Source organism: Chitinophaga sp. LS1 (assembly GCF_034274695.1).
Lineage (GTDB): Bacteria > Bacteroidota > Bacteroidia > Chitinophagales > Chitinophagaceae > Chitinophaga.
The window spans coordinates 4,089,747-4,104,022 of record NZ_CP128362.1 but is presented as its reverse complement, the minus strand read 5'-3'; the positions used below and the strand labels follow the sequence as shown (position 1 = coordinate 4,104,022).

Genomic DNA, 14,276 nt, shown 5'->3' with positions numbered 1-14,276 from the left:
TGTGGCAGTTATATTCGTTAGCCACTTAAACCTTTATAATGAAACGTTTTGTTAAACACCTTGCTGTTTCTCTCACTTTTTCCTGTACAGCACATGTTTTACACGCGCAGACCAACTGGCAGCTACAACCTGTAGCCCTGCAAACCCGCTGGGCCAAACTCGTATCTCCCACGAACGCACTGCCTGAATATCCACGTCCCCAGATGATCCGTGACAACTGGCAAAACCTAAACGGACTATGGGAATACGCCATTACTGACAAAGACGCTACAAAGCCTGTAATTTTCGCCGGAGAAATCCTGGTGCCTTATCCTATCGAATCGGCATTATCGGGCGTTAAAAAGGCTGTATTGCCCTCACAACGACTTTGGTACAGACGTACCCTGCCCCCCATTTCACGGCTTGAAGGAAAACGGATCCTTTTACACTTCGGCGCCGTGGACTGGCAAAGCACTGTCTATGTAAATGGCAAACAAGCCGGCACCCACACCGGTGGCTACCAGAACTTTACTTACGACATCACCCGCCTGCTGAAAGAACGCGACAATGAAATACTGGTGAGCGTATGGGATCCTTCTGACCAGGGCATCAATCCCCATGGCAAACAGGTACTGGCTCCCAAAGGCATCCGCTATACCGCTACCACCGGTATCTGGCAAACCGTATGGCTCGAAACCGTACCTGACACCTACATCTCCTCTCTCGTGGTTACGCCTGATGTAGACGGCGGTTTCCTTTCCCTCGCCGTCAAAACCGGTGGTATGACAGGAAACTATAAGGTAGCAGCATTCGCCAGCACCAATGGTAAAATAATCAGCTCCGCCAAAGGCAAAACCAATGAAATCATCAAAATACCTGTTCCCAAAGCACACCTGTGGAGCCCGGAAGATCCTTTTCTCTATGACCTCTCTGTGAAGCTCATTCAGAATGGAGATACTTCCGATGTCGTTACTTCTTATTTCGGCATGCGCAAAATCGCTATCAAAAAAGATCCGAAAGGACAGGAAAGGATTTACCTGAATGATAAATATACCTACAACCTTGGCGTACTCGATCAGGGTTTCTGGCCGGATGGTCTTTATACCGCACCAACGGACGACGCCCTCCGCTTTGACATCGAAGCCATCAAAGCCATGGGATTCAACACTATCCGTAAGCACATCAAAATAGAACCTGCCCGGTGGTATTACTATGCAGATAAACTGGGCATGCTCGTTTGGCAGGATATGGTGACCTGTGCCAGTCTGAAACCTGAAGCAAAGGAGGCTTTTGAAAAAGAAAGCGCGGCTAACGTAGCACAACTTTACAACCATCCTTCCATCATTTCATGGGTACTCTTCAATGAAGGCTGGTTTACCTACGATCAGCTCCGCCTGACCAAATGGCTGAAGAGCACAGACCCTACCCGTCTTGTAAACGGTCATACCGGCGAAAACTACGAGATGGATGGACAAGAGGTTGCTGAAAAGTGGGCCAGTGCAGACTTTGCTGATGTACATGACTACCCGGGCCCCGGTATTGCACCGGCACTCCCCGGCAAAGCAAGGGTATTGGGTGAATGGGGTGGCATCGGCGTACCTGTCAAAAACCATGAATGGGATGCTGTAGCCGGTTGGGGATATGTAAAGATCACCCCGGCGGAGTTAAGTACCCGCTACGCATCTATGGTTAAAAAGCTAAAAGACTACGAAACTCAGGGCCAGTCTGGCTCCATATATACTGAACCTTACGATGTGGAAATTGAGGAAAATGGCCTCATGACTTACGATCGTGAGATCATCAAAGTACCGCTCGATACCCTGCGTAAAATACACGCCGCCTTTATTCCACAGACATTCAATATGGATCTCGGGCTTAAAAATGCAGATACGACTTCTATACCCGATCCATTCCGACCCCAATTCCTCGCTATCCTGGAAATGGAAGCTGATGCGAAAAAGACGCATGACTGGCAGCCTATGACGGAAAGCGTGACCGACTACCTGAGTAAGGGCGGTACCAGCTTCTCCCCTACCAAAATCAGCAGCATGGCGCAAAAGGTATTCAATGGTACGGAGGATACTGTTTTATTAAATCAGGCCCTGAAATGGATGGAAAGAGTGGTGGAGATAGAAAGAAATACATTTACCATGGGTACTTATGCGAACCTGTTGTACAGGCTGGGAGATAAGGAAAATGCCCTGAAATGGATGGTAAAATCAGTGGAACTGGCGCATGAGGAAGAGATACCGGAGTATCAGGCGATTTATGACAAGATGAAGAAAGGCGAAAAAACATGGAAATAAACAGGAAGTTCTATAAGGTTTGTTCGACGCTTCTATAAGCTTTCTTCGACCTTTCTATAAGCGCTGTTCGATGCTTGTTCGACGCTTCTTCGATGCTTGTTCGATGCTTCTTCGACGCTTCTATAACTAAAAAGACCCGGCTGTATAAGCCGGGTCTTTTTAGTTATTTCCTTTTCTTCTTGGCGCCTCTTGTTTTAGGTTTACCATATTTCATCTGCATCTTCTCCTTATGGGAGATCTTTACATTCACTTTCTTATTCTTATCCTTCTTCTCATGGAAAGCAGGTCCATAAGTTTCCAGCTTTGGCAAAGCCACCAGGAAGTTCTTCATCTTCACCTCCGGCATTTCATCATCTGTCAGCACATTGGAGATTTCCAGCTCTTCCGGCAATGGTTCCAAAGGAATCTCATAATTCATCAAAGTCTGAATTCTTTCCAATGCCTCTTTCTCCCGCTCCGTATGGAAAATGATTGACTTACCATGCTTGTCCGCACGACCGGTACGACCTATCCGGTGCAGGTAGCTCTCCGGTACCTCAGGTACATCAAAGTTCAGCACATGGCTCACATCTTCAATATCAATACCTCTCGCGATGATATCTGTAGCAATCAGGAACCGGTATTCGCCTGATTTGAATTTCTTTACCGTATTAAAACGATGGTTCTGCTCTTTATTGGAGTGAATGACACCCACCCGCTCAGGAAACTTCGTTTCTAACTGCTCATACAGCTGGTTGGCCAGTTCTTTGGTAGCAGCAAAGATCAGCACCTTGCTCATCTCCCCGCGTGTTTTCAGCAGCAGTTCCAGCAGGTTGACCTTTGTATTGAAGTTCGGTACTGCGTACCCTGTCTGACTGATATTCTCACGTGGCGTACCCACAGGTGCAGCTTCTATCGTTATTGGTGCATTGAAGTACACCTCCATCAGATCTTCTACTTCCGGGGTAATAGTCGCCGAAAAGAGCAGGTTTTGCCTTTTAGCCGGCAGTAAATCCAGGATATGTTTCAGTTGCGGACGAAAACCAAGGTTCAGCATTTCATCCACCTCATCGATCACCAGTCGCTTAATAGCTTTCAGTTTCAATGCACCACTCAGCACCAGGTCCACCAACCGGCCAGGGGTCGCTACTACCACATCCAGTTTTTCATTGGCAGTCACCATCTGTGGGTTCATATTCACCCCACCAAAAAATCCGGCGACCGCCACATTCATATAGGGAGTCAGCTTCTTTACCGCCTCCACTACCTGGGTAACCAGCTCGCGGGTAGGCACTACTACCAGGATCTGGGCATAGCGATCTTTGGAAAACTTCCACTGCCGCAAAGCTGGTAGCAGGTAAGCAAAGGTTTTACCCGTACCGGTCTGTGCAATGCCACATACGTCCTGACCGGACATGACCACAGAAAAGGCCTTCTCCTGAATGGTAGTGGGCGTTGTATAGCCCAGGTCACTCAGGGCATTCAATAAAGGCTTGCTGAGGTTTAATTCATCAAAAGTCATAATTCGATTCAAAATGAACCGCAAAGGTACTGAATCTATTTCTTCTGATAACTTCCGGCCAATTTCACCAGGGATTCCGGATCATCGGTAATGATTCCATCTACGCCCAGGTCTATCATCTTTTGCATTTCCTGTGGGTCATTCACCGTCCAGGGCAATACCTGCACTTTCTTATTGTGGGCGGTGGTGATCAGGTCCTTGTTTACCAGCGCGGAATAAGGGCTGTAGATATCCGGGGTAAAGCCCAACTTCTCAATATTCATATCGAAAGAGTCCTTCCCGTATACCAGCAGTGCGAGTTTTTGCTTTGGGTATAGTTTGTGGATCACCTGCAAAGTCCGGATGTCAAAAGATTGTACAGTCACCCTGTTCTGGATGCCTTTGTCCCTGATCACCTTCATCATCAGTGCCACAAACTCATCCGGTGCCGGGTGAAAAGTGCCATCCCCGTCAGGAGAGCACTTGGTCTCCATGTTGTAATACATCGGTTTCAGGTGATGCGTTTTTACGTAAGCTTCCACGCTGTCAATCAGTTCGGACAACAGTGGTTTATACGTTTTCATCTTCACCTGCTTTGGAAAGTCTTTATGTGGTTTGGTACCGGCATCGTATTTCCGGATACTGTCATATGGCATGGTGTACAACTTGTAGGATTGTTCACCGGCCTTTTCAATATCCTTTCCTTCCGGGGTCCGCATAAAGTCAGCCGACATATACAGGTCGTGCGACACAACTACCTTCTTATCTTTGGAGATCACACAATCCAGTTCCAGTGTACGTGCACCCAGATCTATCGCATGCTTCATAGCAGGAATGGTATTTTCCGGCATCAAAGCACGTCCACCTCTATGTGCCTGCACATCAATCTGTGCAGCTGCTCCCAGGGAAGCCAGCATTAAAACACTACCTAATAACCTTTTCATAGTTTTATTTTAAAATCCACATTATACCATTGATATCGGTGGGCATGGCGACGCAGGTGTTCTATCAAAACGGAATTAGCTACAGTAAATAACTGTGTATCGGGTGTGCTGTCTTCCTTAAGTTTGACGGTATTGCCATAATCGGATAAATGTTTGTTGGGTCAGATCGCTGGCTGTATCATGTGTGGCATTTCTTTTCAGAAAATAGCGGTAGACTTTTTTGTGTGTCAGATCATAGACCTGTTTGAACACCGTCTCATTGCCATCTTTCAATTGTAAGATCAACATGTTGCAACAGTATGGTGGTTGCAAGTTGAGGATAATTACTGACTCCTTACATTAACTTACTGTTAATACTTCCTGTCAGTCGTATAGCGTACTATTTCTTCCAACGCATCTTTCACTTCTGTATTGCCGAAAGTATCGAGTATGGCCAAAGCCTCGTCTCTGAAGGCATACATGCGTTCAGTTGCATAGTCTAAGCCGCCACATTCCTTTACTACTGAAATCAGGTAAGCGATTCTTTCCTTGTTGGTATTCTGATGCCTGATAATGTGTAATAACTCTTTACGTTGTGCAGGGGAACAATTGGCAATTGTATAAATTAAGGGTAAGGTTACTTTCTTTTCCTGGATGTCATTGCCTACTGGTTTGCCGACATCTTCAGTGCCATAATCAAACAGGTCGTCTCTGATTTGAAAGGCCATTCCTACTTTCTCTCCGAACAATGCGATCTTTTCAACGAGGCTTTCATTATTAGTGGCGGAAGCGGCGCCGGCTCTACAGGCTGCCTTTAGCAGCGCTGCCGTCTTCTGACGGATGATGGTATAATAAACGTCTTCTTTTAAATTTAACTTTTTCGAGCGTGTCAGCTGTTCCAGCTCTCCGATGATCGTCTCTTCAATGGCGTCCGAAAATATCTTCAGGATCTTATGATCGCCTATCGAGAGGGATTGCAGCATCCCGTTCGAAAACATAACATCGCCCACTAATACAGCCGTGCGGCTTTTCCAGAGGGCGTTTACCGAGGCTTGGCCTCTCCTTTCCGCCGCATCGTCTACGATATCATCGTGTACAAGCGAGGCATTGTGCAACAGCTCTACCAATACAGCGGCTCTATAACTTTGTTCCGTGATATTGCCCGCCAGGTGCGCGCTCAGCAATACAAATACAGGTCGTACCTGCTTGCCGGAATGTCGTAGAATGTAATCAGTGATCTTATTAAAAAGCGCACTATCACCCTGCATCCATTCGCGCAAATATTGGCCAAAACGTATAAGGTCCCCTGTTAGTATCTTCTTCGCTAATTGCATAAAGTGCTCCAAAGATAATAAATTCTGTCAGCAGGTAAGCCAATCTCCATCAGCTTACCTGCTGACAGCCATTCATATTATTTGGCGCCGTCGATGGTACTCTGGCGATAGTTCGTTACTACCGGCTTGAATTTTACATGCTCTATCTTTAGTACTACAGGGTTTGGCCACTTGCGATCAGTGTAAAAACGCTGTCCGTTTACCGCACTGATGAAGAGTCCTACAGGAGTATTCTGTGAATAGATACCTGCATCAAAGTTTTCCTTATATTCTACCAGCTCACTGGCATAGCCTAAAATGGACACTTTGGTCTGGGCATTTCCCTCCAATGTGTGAAACACCATATCTTTTCTTTCTCCATATTTCCAGTCCTTACCGCCCTGTACAAAGGCATAGACGGTGGAAGTATCTCCACCACGGGTGAACCAGACATTGCCTTCTTTGGCCATATGCCAGGGGCGTACGCCTGTCACAGCTTCGTTATTGGCAAACTGCCACAGGGCCAGTTCACGCAGCAGGGCTTCTTGTTCAATCTGGATTTCTCCATCCGGTTTGGGTCCTACATTCAGTAAGAGATTGCCCCCTTTGGCCCTGGTTTCAATGAGCATATTGATCATCTCTGTGCCGGATTTCTGAGGGTCGTTGGTAGGTTTATACTGCCAGTCTGTACCCATGGTAAAACAAGCCTCCCATGGACCGGGTAATACCGAATCAGGCAGCTCCTGCTCCGGCGTATTCATTTGCCCGCGGGTCACTACGATGTTCGGTTGCAGTTCCCAGGCGTATTCTTTCAGCCCTTCGGCAGGACCGTCGAAGAAGATAAAGTCGATCTTACCGTAATTGCTTAAGAGTTCTTTCAGCTGTGCTTTGTCAAGCGCCATCAGCCCCGGGTTCTTTTCAGGGAAGTGCTGTGGCAGCTGCATTCTGCCTACGGGCACATGATGCTGATATAAGTAATTAAAATCCTCAGGGGAGAAATAGATACCGATCGCGATGCCTTGTTTGCGGAAGGCATCAAAGATGGCTTTGGTCGCATCTTTTTTGAACGGCGTATTCATAATATTGAAAGGCGTAGTCTTTGTATCCCACATACAAAAACCGGAGTGGTGCTTGGTTGTAAACACCACATACTTCATACCTGCGAGTTTAGCGAGCACAGCCCAGTCATCAGGATTGAATTTATGTGGGTTAAAGGTTTTGGGCAATTCTTTTGTAAACCGCTCCAGGTATTCGTCGGAGGCACCTGCCATACTATGGCTGATCACTGCGCCCAGCTGTGCATCCACACTCCAGTGAATAAACATACCGAGACCAAGGTCCATGAACCATTTTTCTTTTCCCGGGTCGTTGCTGGTTTTTTGAGCGGAAACGTTAAAAGACATGACAATAAAGGCTAAAGCCAGGCATAATTTTCTTTGCATAAGAGAATCCAGTTGATAAGCAATGGATAATAATACAAAGAAAATCCCCGAAATGCAAGGGATTAAACACCGCTGGCTAAGATTGTGATGGCCTCCTCCATTTCCGCTGTAGTCAAAGACGCAAACCCAATCCGGCAAGCATTTTTCACCATATAAAAAGAGCCATCGCTGATGTATAGACCCTGCTTTGCTGCATGTGCAGACAATGTTTTTAAAGGCACTTTGAATTGCGACCAGATGGCCATGCCACCCATGGGAACTGTATATTCTACTACCCCTGGCATATGTGTATCCAGTAGCGTGGTCAGATGCTGTAACCGGGTATGATAGACCTTATTCGCCTTTTTCAGGTGGCGGGACATGTCTCCGTTTTTAATCAGTATAGCCAGTGCATCTTCCATCAGGTGGTTCCCTTTCAGGTCAAGTAATTTGCGCAGGTAGATGCCTTGCTGGATAAAGTCTTCCGCGCCTACCATAAATCCGATACGTACAGAAGCCGCCAGGGATTTAGAAAAAGAGCCTATATAGATCACTCTTCCATCATGCTGCCCGCTGGCCAGCGGCAGGTAAGGAGCGGAATTATAATGGAAGCCATAGTCATAATCGTCTTCGATGATGGCAAAGTTGTATTGTGCTGCCAGTTCCAGCAGGTGCATTCTTCTGGCAGGACTCAGGGTGACGGTGGTTGGATGATGGTGATGAGGAATAACATAGAGCATGCTGATGGGGTGCTTTTTACAGATAGCTGCAACGGCGTCTGTATCTATGCCCTGCTCATCCACAGGTACAGAGAGGAGGTTCGCACCCAGGTGTTGAAATAACTGGCTGGCGGTGTTATATCCGGGTATGCCTGCGATCACATTGGCGCCGGGGGCAATGGTAAGGCGTGCAGCAATGTAAATAGCCATCTGGGCGCCATGGGTGATGAGGAGGTTCGGGATATCAGCTTTGATACCTCTTGTTTCAGAGAGGTAGTCAACCATAGCTTCCCGCAGACTGAGAGCGCCGGCAGTGACAGCGCCTGAGACCGGGTTTTTATATTTGAATTTGAGCAGACTTCTGTATTCCCGCATCAGTAAGTCCAGCGGTGCTAAGCGGGTATCTGGCCAGCCATCGTCAATGATGAGGCGGAATGGGGTATTTGGAGGATAGATACTCCCCTGGTAATCGGGTGCCAGCACATGGAAGGGGGCAGACATTTGTTTGCCATAGCCACTGGCGCCTTCCTGTTGCCATTCACGGGGTTTCAGTTCCGGTAGGTTGCCGGCTACATAAAATCCTTTCCGGGGGGTAACGAGGATCCATCCCTGAATTTGTAATTCACTGTAGGCCGCGACGACGGTTTTGCGGTGTACATCCAGGGTTTCAGCCATTTCACGGGTACCTGGCAGGGCCATTTCGGGCTTTAGGATTCCGTTTTTGATATGTTGGGCAATAGCGTTGGCGATCTGCCTGTAGACAGGCAGGGCTAAGGTTTTGTTTAGTGGGATGAGGGTTTGAAATGGCAGCATCTGGACTACTTTATATTTTAAAACTGGGATACAAAGATAGTCCTGGCAAGCAGTAGTTTTGATAGGTAAACCAAAAAAATATGCACATCCATTACAAAACAGACACAGTTCCGGCTACAGCGGATATTATTGAATTATATGACAATGCGGGATTGAAAAGGCCGACGGAAGATGCGGGGAGGATAGCGGAGATGTATAAAAACTCACCCCTGGTTGTATCTGCGTGGGATGGGGAGAAATTGGTAGGGGTAGCGAGGTCATTGACCGATTATTGTTTTTGTTGCTATCTGGGTGATCTGGCGGTGAATAAGGATTATCAGATGGCGGGAATTGGGAGGCAATTGGTGGCGTTGACGCAGGAGGTGATAGGGCCGAAGACCATGTTGTTGTTATTGTCAGCGCCGACGGCAATGGAGTATTATCCAAAGATTGGGATGACGAGGTTGAATAATGCGTTTTATATAGCGAGAAAGGAATAGACATCTACGCAGCCGTTATATTCCGTAGAACTACGGATCATTTTCCGTACTTCCCCTCTGGTGCTCTTCCTTCCGCCATTTTATCTTTGTGTCAGTTTAGTTCTCATCAAAGTTGATGCACCTGCTGACAGCACCAACAAAGGACCGACGGTTACTAGCCGTCGGTCTCTTTTTCTGAAAATAGTTTTCACTCCCCGTTGGTGAATTTCAACTTTCATGAATGTTTTATCTATTTAATATTCAGTACCTGCATTAATATTCTCCACTTGCACCACCGCCACTGGCACTACCACCACCAAAATCAAAGCGATCTTTGCCCGGTGCACCTGTTTTGAAAGATTGTGAGATCACAATAGACTCAATCTGTAATGCTTCCAGTGTACCTTTTTCATCATCTTCCTCAGAAGTAAACCCATGCTTTGGTTCTTTCAGATATTTGATAATACCATAGGCCAATAAGATCATGATCAATCCACCGAGTGTCATCGCTACTTCCAGTGGTGCTACGCTATGGTAATATCTTACAGTAAACACAATAGCTGCTACCAATATCATTCCCACACGGATCAGGATCTGGTTTTTATTTTTGATTCCAAAGAATAAATACACGAAAGGAATTACAACAGTCAATATCCAGAAGATCCATCCCATTGGTAAAATAACCACATGCCATCCGGGTTCGCCGTTGTACAATGATTCATAAAACGATCTCACCACAAAATAGTTTCCTCCTGCATATAGGGTCAGCAATGCCAGTGCCTGCATTCCTTTCATTACACTTTTATAGTGCCTGAATGCATCATCCTGGGCCAGCTTTTTAAACAACCAGTACATGCCAAAAGAAACCCCGATTATTACAAAAGGCAACATTAACAAGAGTGACTGCAGGGCTTGGACCAAAGTATACAACAAGGCCAGTTGTGCCACCCAACCCATTACCTGATCAGCAAACCGCAGGAAAAACCAGCTAGCAGTGATAAGAACAAATACGCCTGTTCCAACAGGGCTCATACTCCCCCCCAATAACAGTATCCCTCCTATCAAAGCACTTCCACACATCCACATCAACGCGGCATCTGCACCAGACTTATAGTGTTTTTTTTCTTTCACCAACAGTTCCAATACGATAAAAGAACCTACTGCAAAAAAGATATTAATACCTCCAAACACATCTTCGGAAGCTCCTCCCAACATGATTAAACACAGGAACCCATAAGAAAAGATACCTATTATCAATGTTAGTATAAACAATCCTATCCTCAAATATATATTGGGAGTATACAATGCTACCGGATAGGCGGCTTTAATAGCGGCCAGTTCCTCCTGTGTGATCAATTGTTTCCTGAAAGCCTTTTCAGCTTCAAGGACAATCTCCCTGTTATCCAGCTGTTGTTTATTGTAGGCTATCATGTTTGATCTTTTTATTTGCGTTAATAAGGAATATAATCAATCCAATGGCAGAGGCGATGAAATACAGGATACCAGCGTAAATACCACCCTCGCTCTCTGTAAGAATGAGCAATCTTACTACTACATAAGATAACCCTACATAACCATATAAAGCCATCATCAGCAGAAAATAAAAAGACTGGTGTTTCAATGCTTCTCTGTAGATATAGAAACTGATGCCGACCTGAAGTAAGAACCATATCAGGTAACTGGCATTTTCTTCATTATAGTAATTAAAATGAGACTTAAACATCGCTGTTACACAAGCCAGCAACATCAGGTGCATACCGAAGTTGCGGTAGGTAAATCCGAAGTGAGGTTTCTTTCGCAGGTAGTGGGTAAAGTAGTCCATCAGCAGCAAGGCGGCTCCCAATATCAATCCTGTAATGATCAGGCGTGTGTCTATATACATCGTGCCTTCCATAAAGGTCAGTGGCGATACATTTACACCCAGCCATGCAGCGAGGTTCGTAATAGCCAGACTCAACACGCCTAAATGATCAAAGTAATAAGCGCTGAAAAACAACACTGTCAAAGGAATAAATGTAGCTGTTCCATAGTGGAATTTAAATACGCCATACGCTCCTTGCAGGTAGGTAATAAAGGTGATGAACAATAAACATCCTAACAGCAGAATGTAATCGAAGAATGGGTTGGGAGCTGGAACCTTTCCCCATGAGAAAGGCAACTTTCGCCGGAAGCAATAATAAAAACAGCCGGCACAAGCCAATGCAATTGCTAACAGTACGACCTGATGGCCAATGGTATCGATATTTTTGTAAACAAGGACACCTAATCCCCCGCTTAATAACAGTACTCCTAAATAAAGAATGGTTTTCAATTCCCAATGGAGGCTAAACAATTTTTTCCCGGTGGCAGCATGGATGTTGGACATTGACCCGGGGGAGATCAAACCATCCTGCTCCAGTTTCCCGAACATGCGAATATTCATTCAGGGAAAATATAACATTAAGTTCATATAAAAAAGGATTGGGGGAATGCTATATGCATGAATGTGAAAAATTAACGGCTTAATTTCACTCTGAAATTCATTGACTTAACTTGCAAATCAGCCATGATAGCTAGTTTGGACAAAAGAAAGATTTTATCCACCTGTAAATATGACTTAGCTTTGCCACCGCAAAACCAGCGACCACCCCAGATATATCTCATCTCTGAGCGTACTAATGCCCGCTCAGAATAACCCTAAAACCGGATATGTCGGACGCTGTAAATTCAATTGACCTTCTGTCTGAGCTAGTCTGTTACATCAGCATTAAAGATGCTCCGCTGATTACGCAGGAAGAGTTTGAAGAGCAGAAGAACAAAATTAAAGACTATGAAAAAGACATTCAAGTTGCCATTTTTAACAAGGCAGTGTTATTATCGTCTCCTCAACATTACAATGACTTCATATCGTCATATTCAAGAGTATTATCTCATCTTGAAAACTGCCTGACAGAGGCCCTTCCCGACGTTTCCGAAGATACCGGCGAAGGCTCCTTCACGGTGTATTTATTAAATTACACATTACAGGCGGTTCAGCGATTAAAGCTCTTTATCGATAACCGCTTCTTCCATACATCTGGTGGAACACCGGACCCCGATAAACCCCTTGCCAGAGAAAAACTCAAATTGAATATTGCTGTATCTGTTATTGCTACGCTTATGTCTGCATTTGTGCGGTCGGGCGATCATGTTTCTATAAAACAGGAGACAGCGATCATGCGTTTTGCTATACAGCTGTTTAGCTCAAAGCAGGCGGATGAGATAGCGTTTAAAAGTTTTCAGAACCATTATAGGATGCCTGAGAAGGCGGCGATAGACAAGGCGATGGAGATATTGAAAGGGATGTCAAAGTGGTTGAGGGAACTTTAAGAGAATAAGGAGTTATAAATGAAACAGTTGGCAGGGGTTGTACAGGCCCTTGCAACTGTTTTTTCCGGAGAGAGGGATGTTACTTTGTGCCATTTAAAGTTATGGACAAGGAAATATATAATTTCACCTTCAATAAGGAAGATGCAACTTTCCAGTTTGATAGTATTGGGCCGAAAGGTAAAATAAGGAAATTAATTTCATATATACTTTTCGATAGAATGGATGATGGTACACCTGTTCTAAATTTAGCCTTTGGCGATTTAGAAGGTAATGACCAAAATATCAGCGATACAGTTATTTCAAATAATCCGGATAGAGACAAAGTTCTTGCGACAGTTGCCAGGACTGTATTGCAAATAATTGATTCGTATAATAAAGTAGGAATAATTGCTCAGGGTAGTACTCCATCACGAACCCGATTATATCAAATTAGTATCAATGCTTACAAAGAAGAAATTGACGAGTATTTCGAAGTCAAAGGATTAACGGATAAAGGATGGGAGATATTTAAAAATGGTACAAACTATTCATCATTTTTAGCAACTAAAAAAGTTTAAAATTTTAAACCATGAAAAAAAAATCAGTATTTTCTGAAACCTTAAACAAAAAGTATAAAGCAGTTGAAGGAGGGGTAAGCATTTCAATCGAAGATATACGCAAAAGCCCATTTATTATTAAAAAGCTGGAAAATGCTAAAGCTACATTGAAAAAGTATCCCATTCCAATGCATCTGTTTAAAGAAAACAAAAACTAAACCATGAAACAACATCAGTATTTTCCAAAACCTTTCACAAAAAATACAAAGCTGTTGAAGGAGGTTTAAGCTTTTCAGTAGAAGACTTACACAATAGCCCTTTCCGGATTAATAAACAGGAACGTATGAGAGAAATATTAGAAAAGCATCCTATCACTGTCGAATTACTTAAAGGGAAGAAATAATCCACCATCCCAATGGCATTATTCAAAGAAAAATAACAACATAGCCTCACCCCCGTGAGGCTTTTTTTTCACCCCTACCACCCACATTATCAACCCCTTCCCCCCACCTGCACACCCCTCCGCAACTACTCTCCCATCCTCCCATCCCCTTTCTTTGCATAAAACCCAAAATCATGAACAACAAACAAAAACTATTCACCCTCTCCCTGCACCAGCAGGAATCAAACTGGTACAAAACCCTACACCTACGCATCATCACCAAAGGCAGCAAGCCCTCCACCTTCCGCCTCGTCATGCTCCTCCTCCTCAACTACCGCCACATCCCCAAATATTCCAACTTCAATATCACCATCAACTGTTCCCAACTAAACAGTTATCCAACCCCCACCTTCGATAAATCATCCCTAAACTAACCTCAACCTCTTCATTTTTTGCCACATTCATATTTATCAAACAAGCCGGGTATTCTTACCTGGCTTTTTTTATCAAAACAATCCCCTGATTATCAAACCACAACCAAGGGTTGCACATCCACCCACAACTATTCTCACATTGAACTTTTCAATTCCTTTGTAGC

Annotated in this window: 14 protein-coding genes; 6 read left to right on the top strand and 8 right to left on the bottom strand. The window is 44.8% G+C overall.

Features of this window, described 5'->3' with window-relative positions; genetic code table 11:
- Window positions 1-38 precede the first annotated feature (38 nt).
- The gene (locus tag QQL36_RS16990) at window positions 39-2,285 is read left to right on the top strand and encodes a glycoside hydrolase family 2 protein (protein ID WP_321570388.1); all 2,247 of its coding nucleotides are present in this window, start codon (window positions 39-41) and stop codon (window positions 2,283-2,285) included.
- Between the two features lie 163 nt (window positions 2,286-2,448).
- Here the strand turns inward: QQL36_RS16990 and QQL36_RS16985 are convergent, their stop codons facing one another.
- The 6 genes from QQL36_RS16985 to QQL36_RS16960 all read right to left on the bottom strand — a co-directional run bounded on the left by QQL36_RS16985 (window position 2,449) and on the right by QQL36_RS16960 (window position 8,954).
- The gene (locus QQL36_RS16985) at window positions 2,449-3,786 is read right to left on the bottom strand and encodes a DEAD/DEAH box helicase (RefSeq protein WP_321570387.1); all 1,338 of its coding nucleotides are present in this window, start codon (window positions 3,784-3,786) and stop codon (window positions 2,449-2,451) included.
- Between the two features lie 35 nt (window positions 3,787-3,821).
- Window positions 3,822-4,709 carry a glycerophosphodiester phosphodiesterase family protein gene (locus QQL36_RS16980; RefSeq protein ID WP_321570386.1) on the bottom strand — a complete coding sequence of 296 codons (888 nt, stop codon included), beginning with the start codon at window positions 4,707-4,709 and terminating at the stop codon, window positions 3,822-3,824.
- A gap of 117 nt (window positions 4,710-4,826) precedes the next feature.
- A complete protein-coding gene (locus tag QQL36_RS16975) occupies window positions 4,827-4,997 on the bottom strand; it encodes a hypothetical protein (protein ID WP_321570385.1) in 171 nt (56 codons plus the stop codon).
- A gap of 62 nt (window positions 4,998-5,059) precedes the next feature.
- Entirely contained in the window at window positions 5,060-6,022 is a 963-nt protein-coding gene (locus QQL36_RS16970) for a polyprenyl synthetase family protein (RefSeq protein ID WP_321570384.1), read from the bottom strand.
- A 77-nt stretch (window positions 6,023-6,099) separates the two neighbouring features.
- A complete protein-coding gene (locus tag QQL36_RS16965) occupies window positions 6,100-7,443 on the bottom strand; it encodes an alpha-L-fucosidase (protein ID WP_083730382.1) in 1,344 nt (447 codons plus the stop codon).
- Between the two features lie 62 nt (window positions 7,444-7,505).
- Complete coding sequence (locus tag QQL36_RS16960) at window positions 7,506-8,954, bottom strand: PLP-dependent aminotransferase family protein (protein ID WP_321570383.1); 1,449 nt, start codon at window positions 8,952-8,954, stop codon at window positions 7,506-7,508.
- Between the two features lie 80 nt (window positions 8,955-9,034).
- Between QQL36_RS16960 and QQL36_RS16955 the strand changes: the two genes are divergently transcribed.
- Window positions 9,035-9,433 carry a GNAT family N-acetyltransferase gene (locus QQL36_RS16955; protein WP_083730383.1) on the top strand — a complete coding sequence of 133 codons (399 nt, stop codon included), beginning with the start codon at window positions 9,035-9,037 and terminating at the stop codon, window positions 9,431-9,433.
- Window positions 9,434-9,685: 252 nt separating this feature from the next.
- Here the strand turns inward: QQL36_RS16955 and QQL36_RS16950 are convergent, their stop codons facing one another.
- Both QQL36_RS16950 and QQL36_RS16945 read right to left on the bottom strand, forming a co-directional pair.
- A complete protein-coding gene (locus tag QQL36_RS16950) occupies window positions 9,686-10,843 on the bottom strand; it encodes a hypothetical protein (protein WP_083730384.1) in 1,158 nt (385 codons plus the stop codon).
- Complete coding sequence (locus QQL36_RS16945) at window positions 10,827-11,834, bottom strand: DUF2157 domain-containing protein (RefSeq protein WP_083730385.1); 1,008 nt, start codon at window positions 11,832-11,834, stop codon at window positions 10,827-10,829. The genes QQL36_RS16950 and QQL36_RS16945 overlap by 17 nt, the downstream gene beginning before the upstream one ends.
- 266 nt (window positions 11,835-12,100) lie before the next feature.
- Between QQL36_RS16945 and QQL36_RS16940 the strand changes: the two genes are divergently transcribed.
- From QQL36_RS16940 to QQL36_RS16925, 4 genes are all read left to right on the top strand, one after another.
- Entirely contained in the window at window positions 12,101-12,760 is a 660-nt protein-coding gene (locus QQL36_RS16940; protein ID WP_083730386.1) for a hypothetical protein, read from the top strand.
- Between the two features lie 101 nt (window positions 12,761-12,861).
- Window positions 12,862-13,317 (top strand): DUF6934 family protein, encoded by a 456-nt coding sequence (locus QQL36_RS16935; RefSeq protein ID WP_321570382.1) that lies wholly within the window; start codon window positions 12,862-12,864, stop codon window positions 13,315-13,317.
- Between the two features lie 11 nt (window positions 13,318-13,328).
- Entirely contained in the window at window positions 13,329-13,514 is a 186-nt protein-coding gene (locus QQL36_RS16930; protein WP_083727178.1) for a hypothetical protein, read from the top strand.
- Window positions 13,515-13,872: 358 nt separating this feature from the next.
- Window positions 13,873-14,112, top strand: coding sequence for a hypothetical protein (locus tag QQL36_RS16925; RefSeq protein WP_143709016.1), 240 nt, complete (start codon window positions 13,873-13,875; stop codon window positions 14,110-14,112).
- The last annotated feature ends 164 nt before the right edge of the window (window positions 14,113-14,276 follow it).

Bases quoted from the DNA above. Each gene is read 5' to 3' on its own strand.
- QQL36_RS16955 (WP_083730383.1), top strand. From the start codon at position 9,035: ATGCACATCCATTACAAAACAGACACAGTTCCGGCTACAGCGGATATT.
- QQL36_RS16950 (WP_083730384.1), bottom strand. From the start codon at position 10,843: ATGATAGCCTACAATAAACAACAGCTGGATAACAGGGAGATTGTCCTT.
- QQL36_RS16985 (WP_321570387.1), bottom strand. From the start codon at position 3,786: ATGACTTTTGATGAATTAAACCTCAGCAAGCCTTTATTGAATGCCCTG.
- QQL36_RS16975 (WP_321570385.1), bottom strand. From the start codon at position 4,997: ATGTTGATCTTACAATTGAAAGATGGCAATGAGACGGTGTTCAAACAG.
- QQL36_RS16960 (WP_321570383.1), bottom strand. From the start codon at position 8,954: ATGCTGCCATTTCAAACCCTCATCCCACTAAACAAAACCTTAGCCCTG.
- QQL36_RS16930 (WP_083727178.1), top strand. From the start codon at position 13,329: ATGAAAAAAAAATCAGTATTTTCTGAAACCTTAAACAAAAAGTATAAA.
- QQL36_RS16925 (WP_143709016.1), top strand. From the start codon at position 13,873: ATGAACAACAAACAAAAACTATTCACCCTCTCCCTGCACCAGCAGGAA.
- QQL36_RS16980 (WP_321570386.1), bottom strand. From the start codon at position 4,709: ATGAAAAGGTTATTAGGTAGTGTTTTAATGCTGGCTTCCCTGGGAGCA.
- QQL36_RS16945 (WP_083730385.1), bottom strand. From the start codon at position 11,834: ATGAATATTCGCATGTTCGGGAAACTGGAGCAGGATGGTTTGATCTCC.
- QQL36_RS16990 (WP_321570388.1), top strand. From the start codon at position 39: ATGAAACGTTTTGTTAAACACCTTGCTGTTTCTCTCACTTTTTCCTGT.
- QQL36_RS16965 (WP_083730382.1), bottom strand. From the start codon at position 7,443: ATGCAAAGAAAATTATGCCTGGCTTTAGCCTTTATTGTCATGTCTTTT.
- QQL36_RS16970 (WP_321570384.1), bottom strand. From the start codon at position 6,022: ATGCAATTAGCGAAGAAGATACTAACAGGGGACCTTATACGTTTTGGC.
- QQL36_RS16935 (WP_321570382.1), top strand. From the start codon at position 12,862: ATGGACAAGGAAATATATAATTTCACCTTCAATAAGGAAGATGCAACT.
- QQL36_RS16940 (WP_083730386.1), top strand. From the start codon at position 12,101: ATGTCGGACGCTGTAAATTCAATTGACCTTCTGTCTGAGCTAGTCTGT.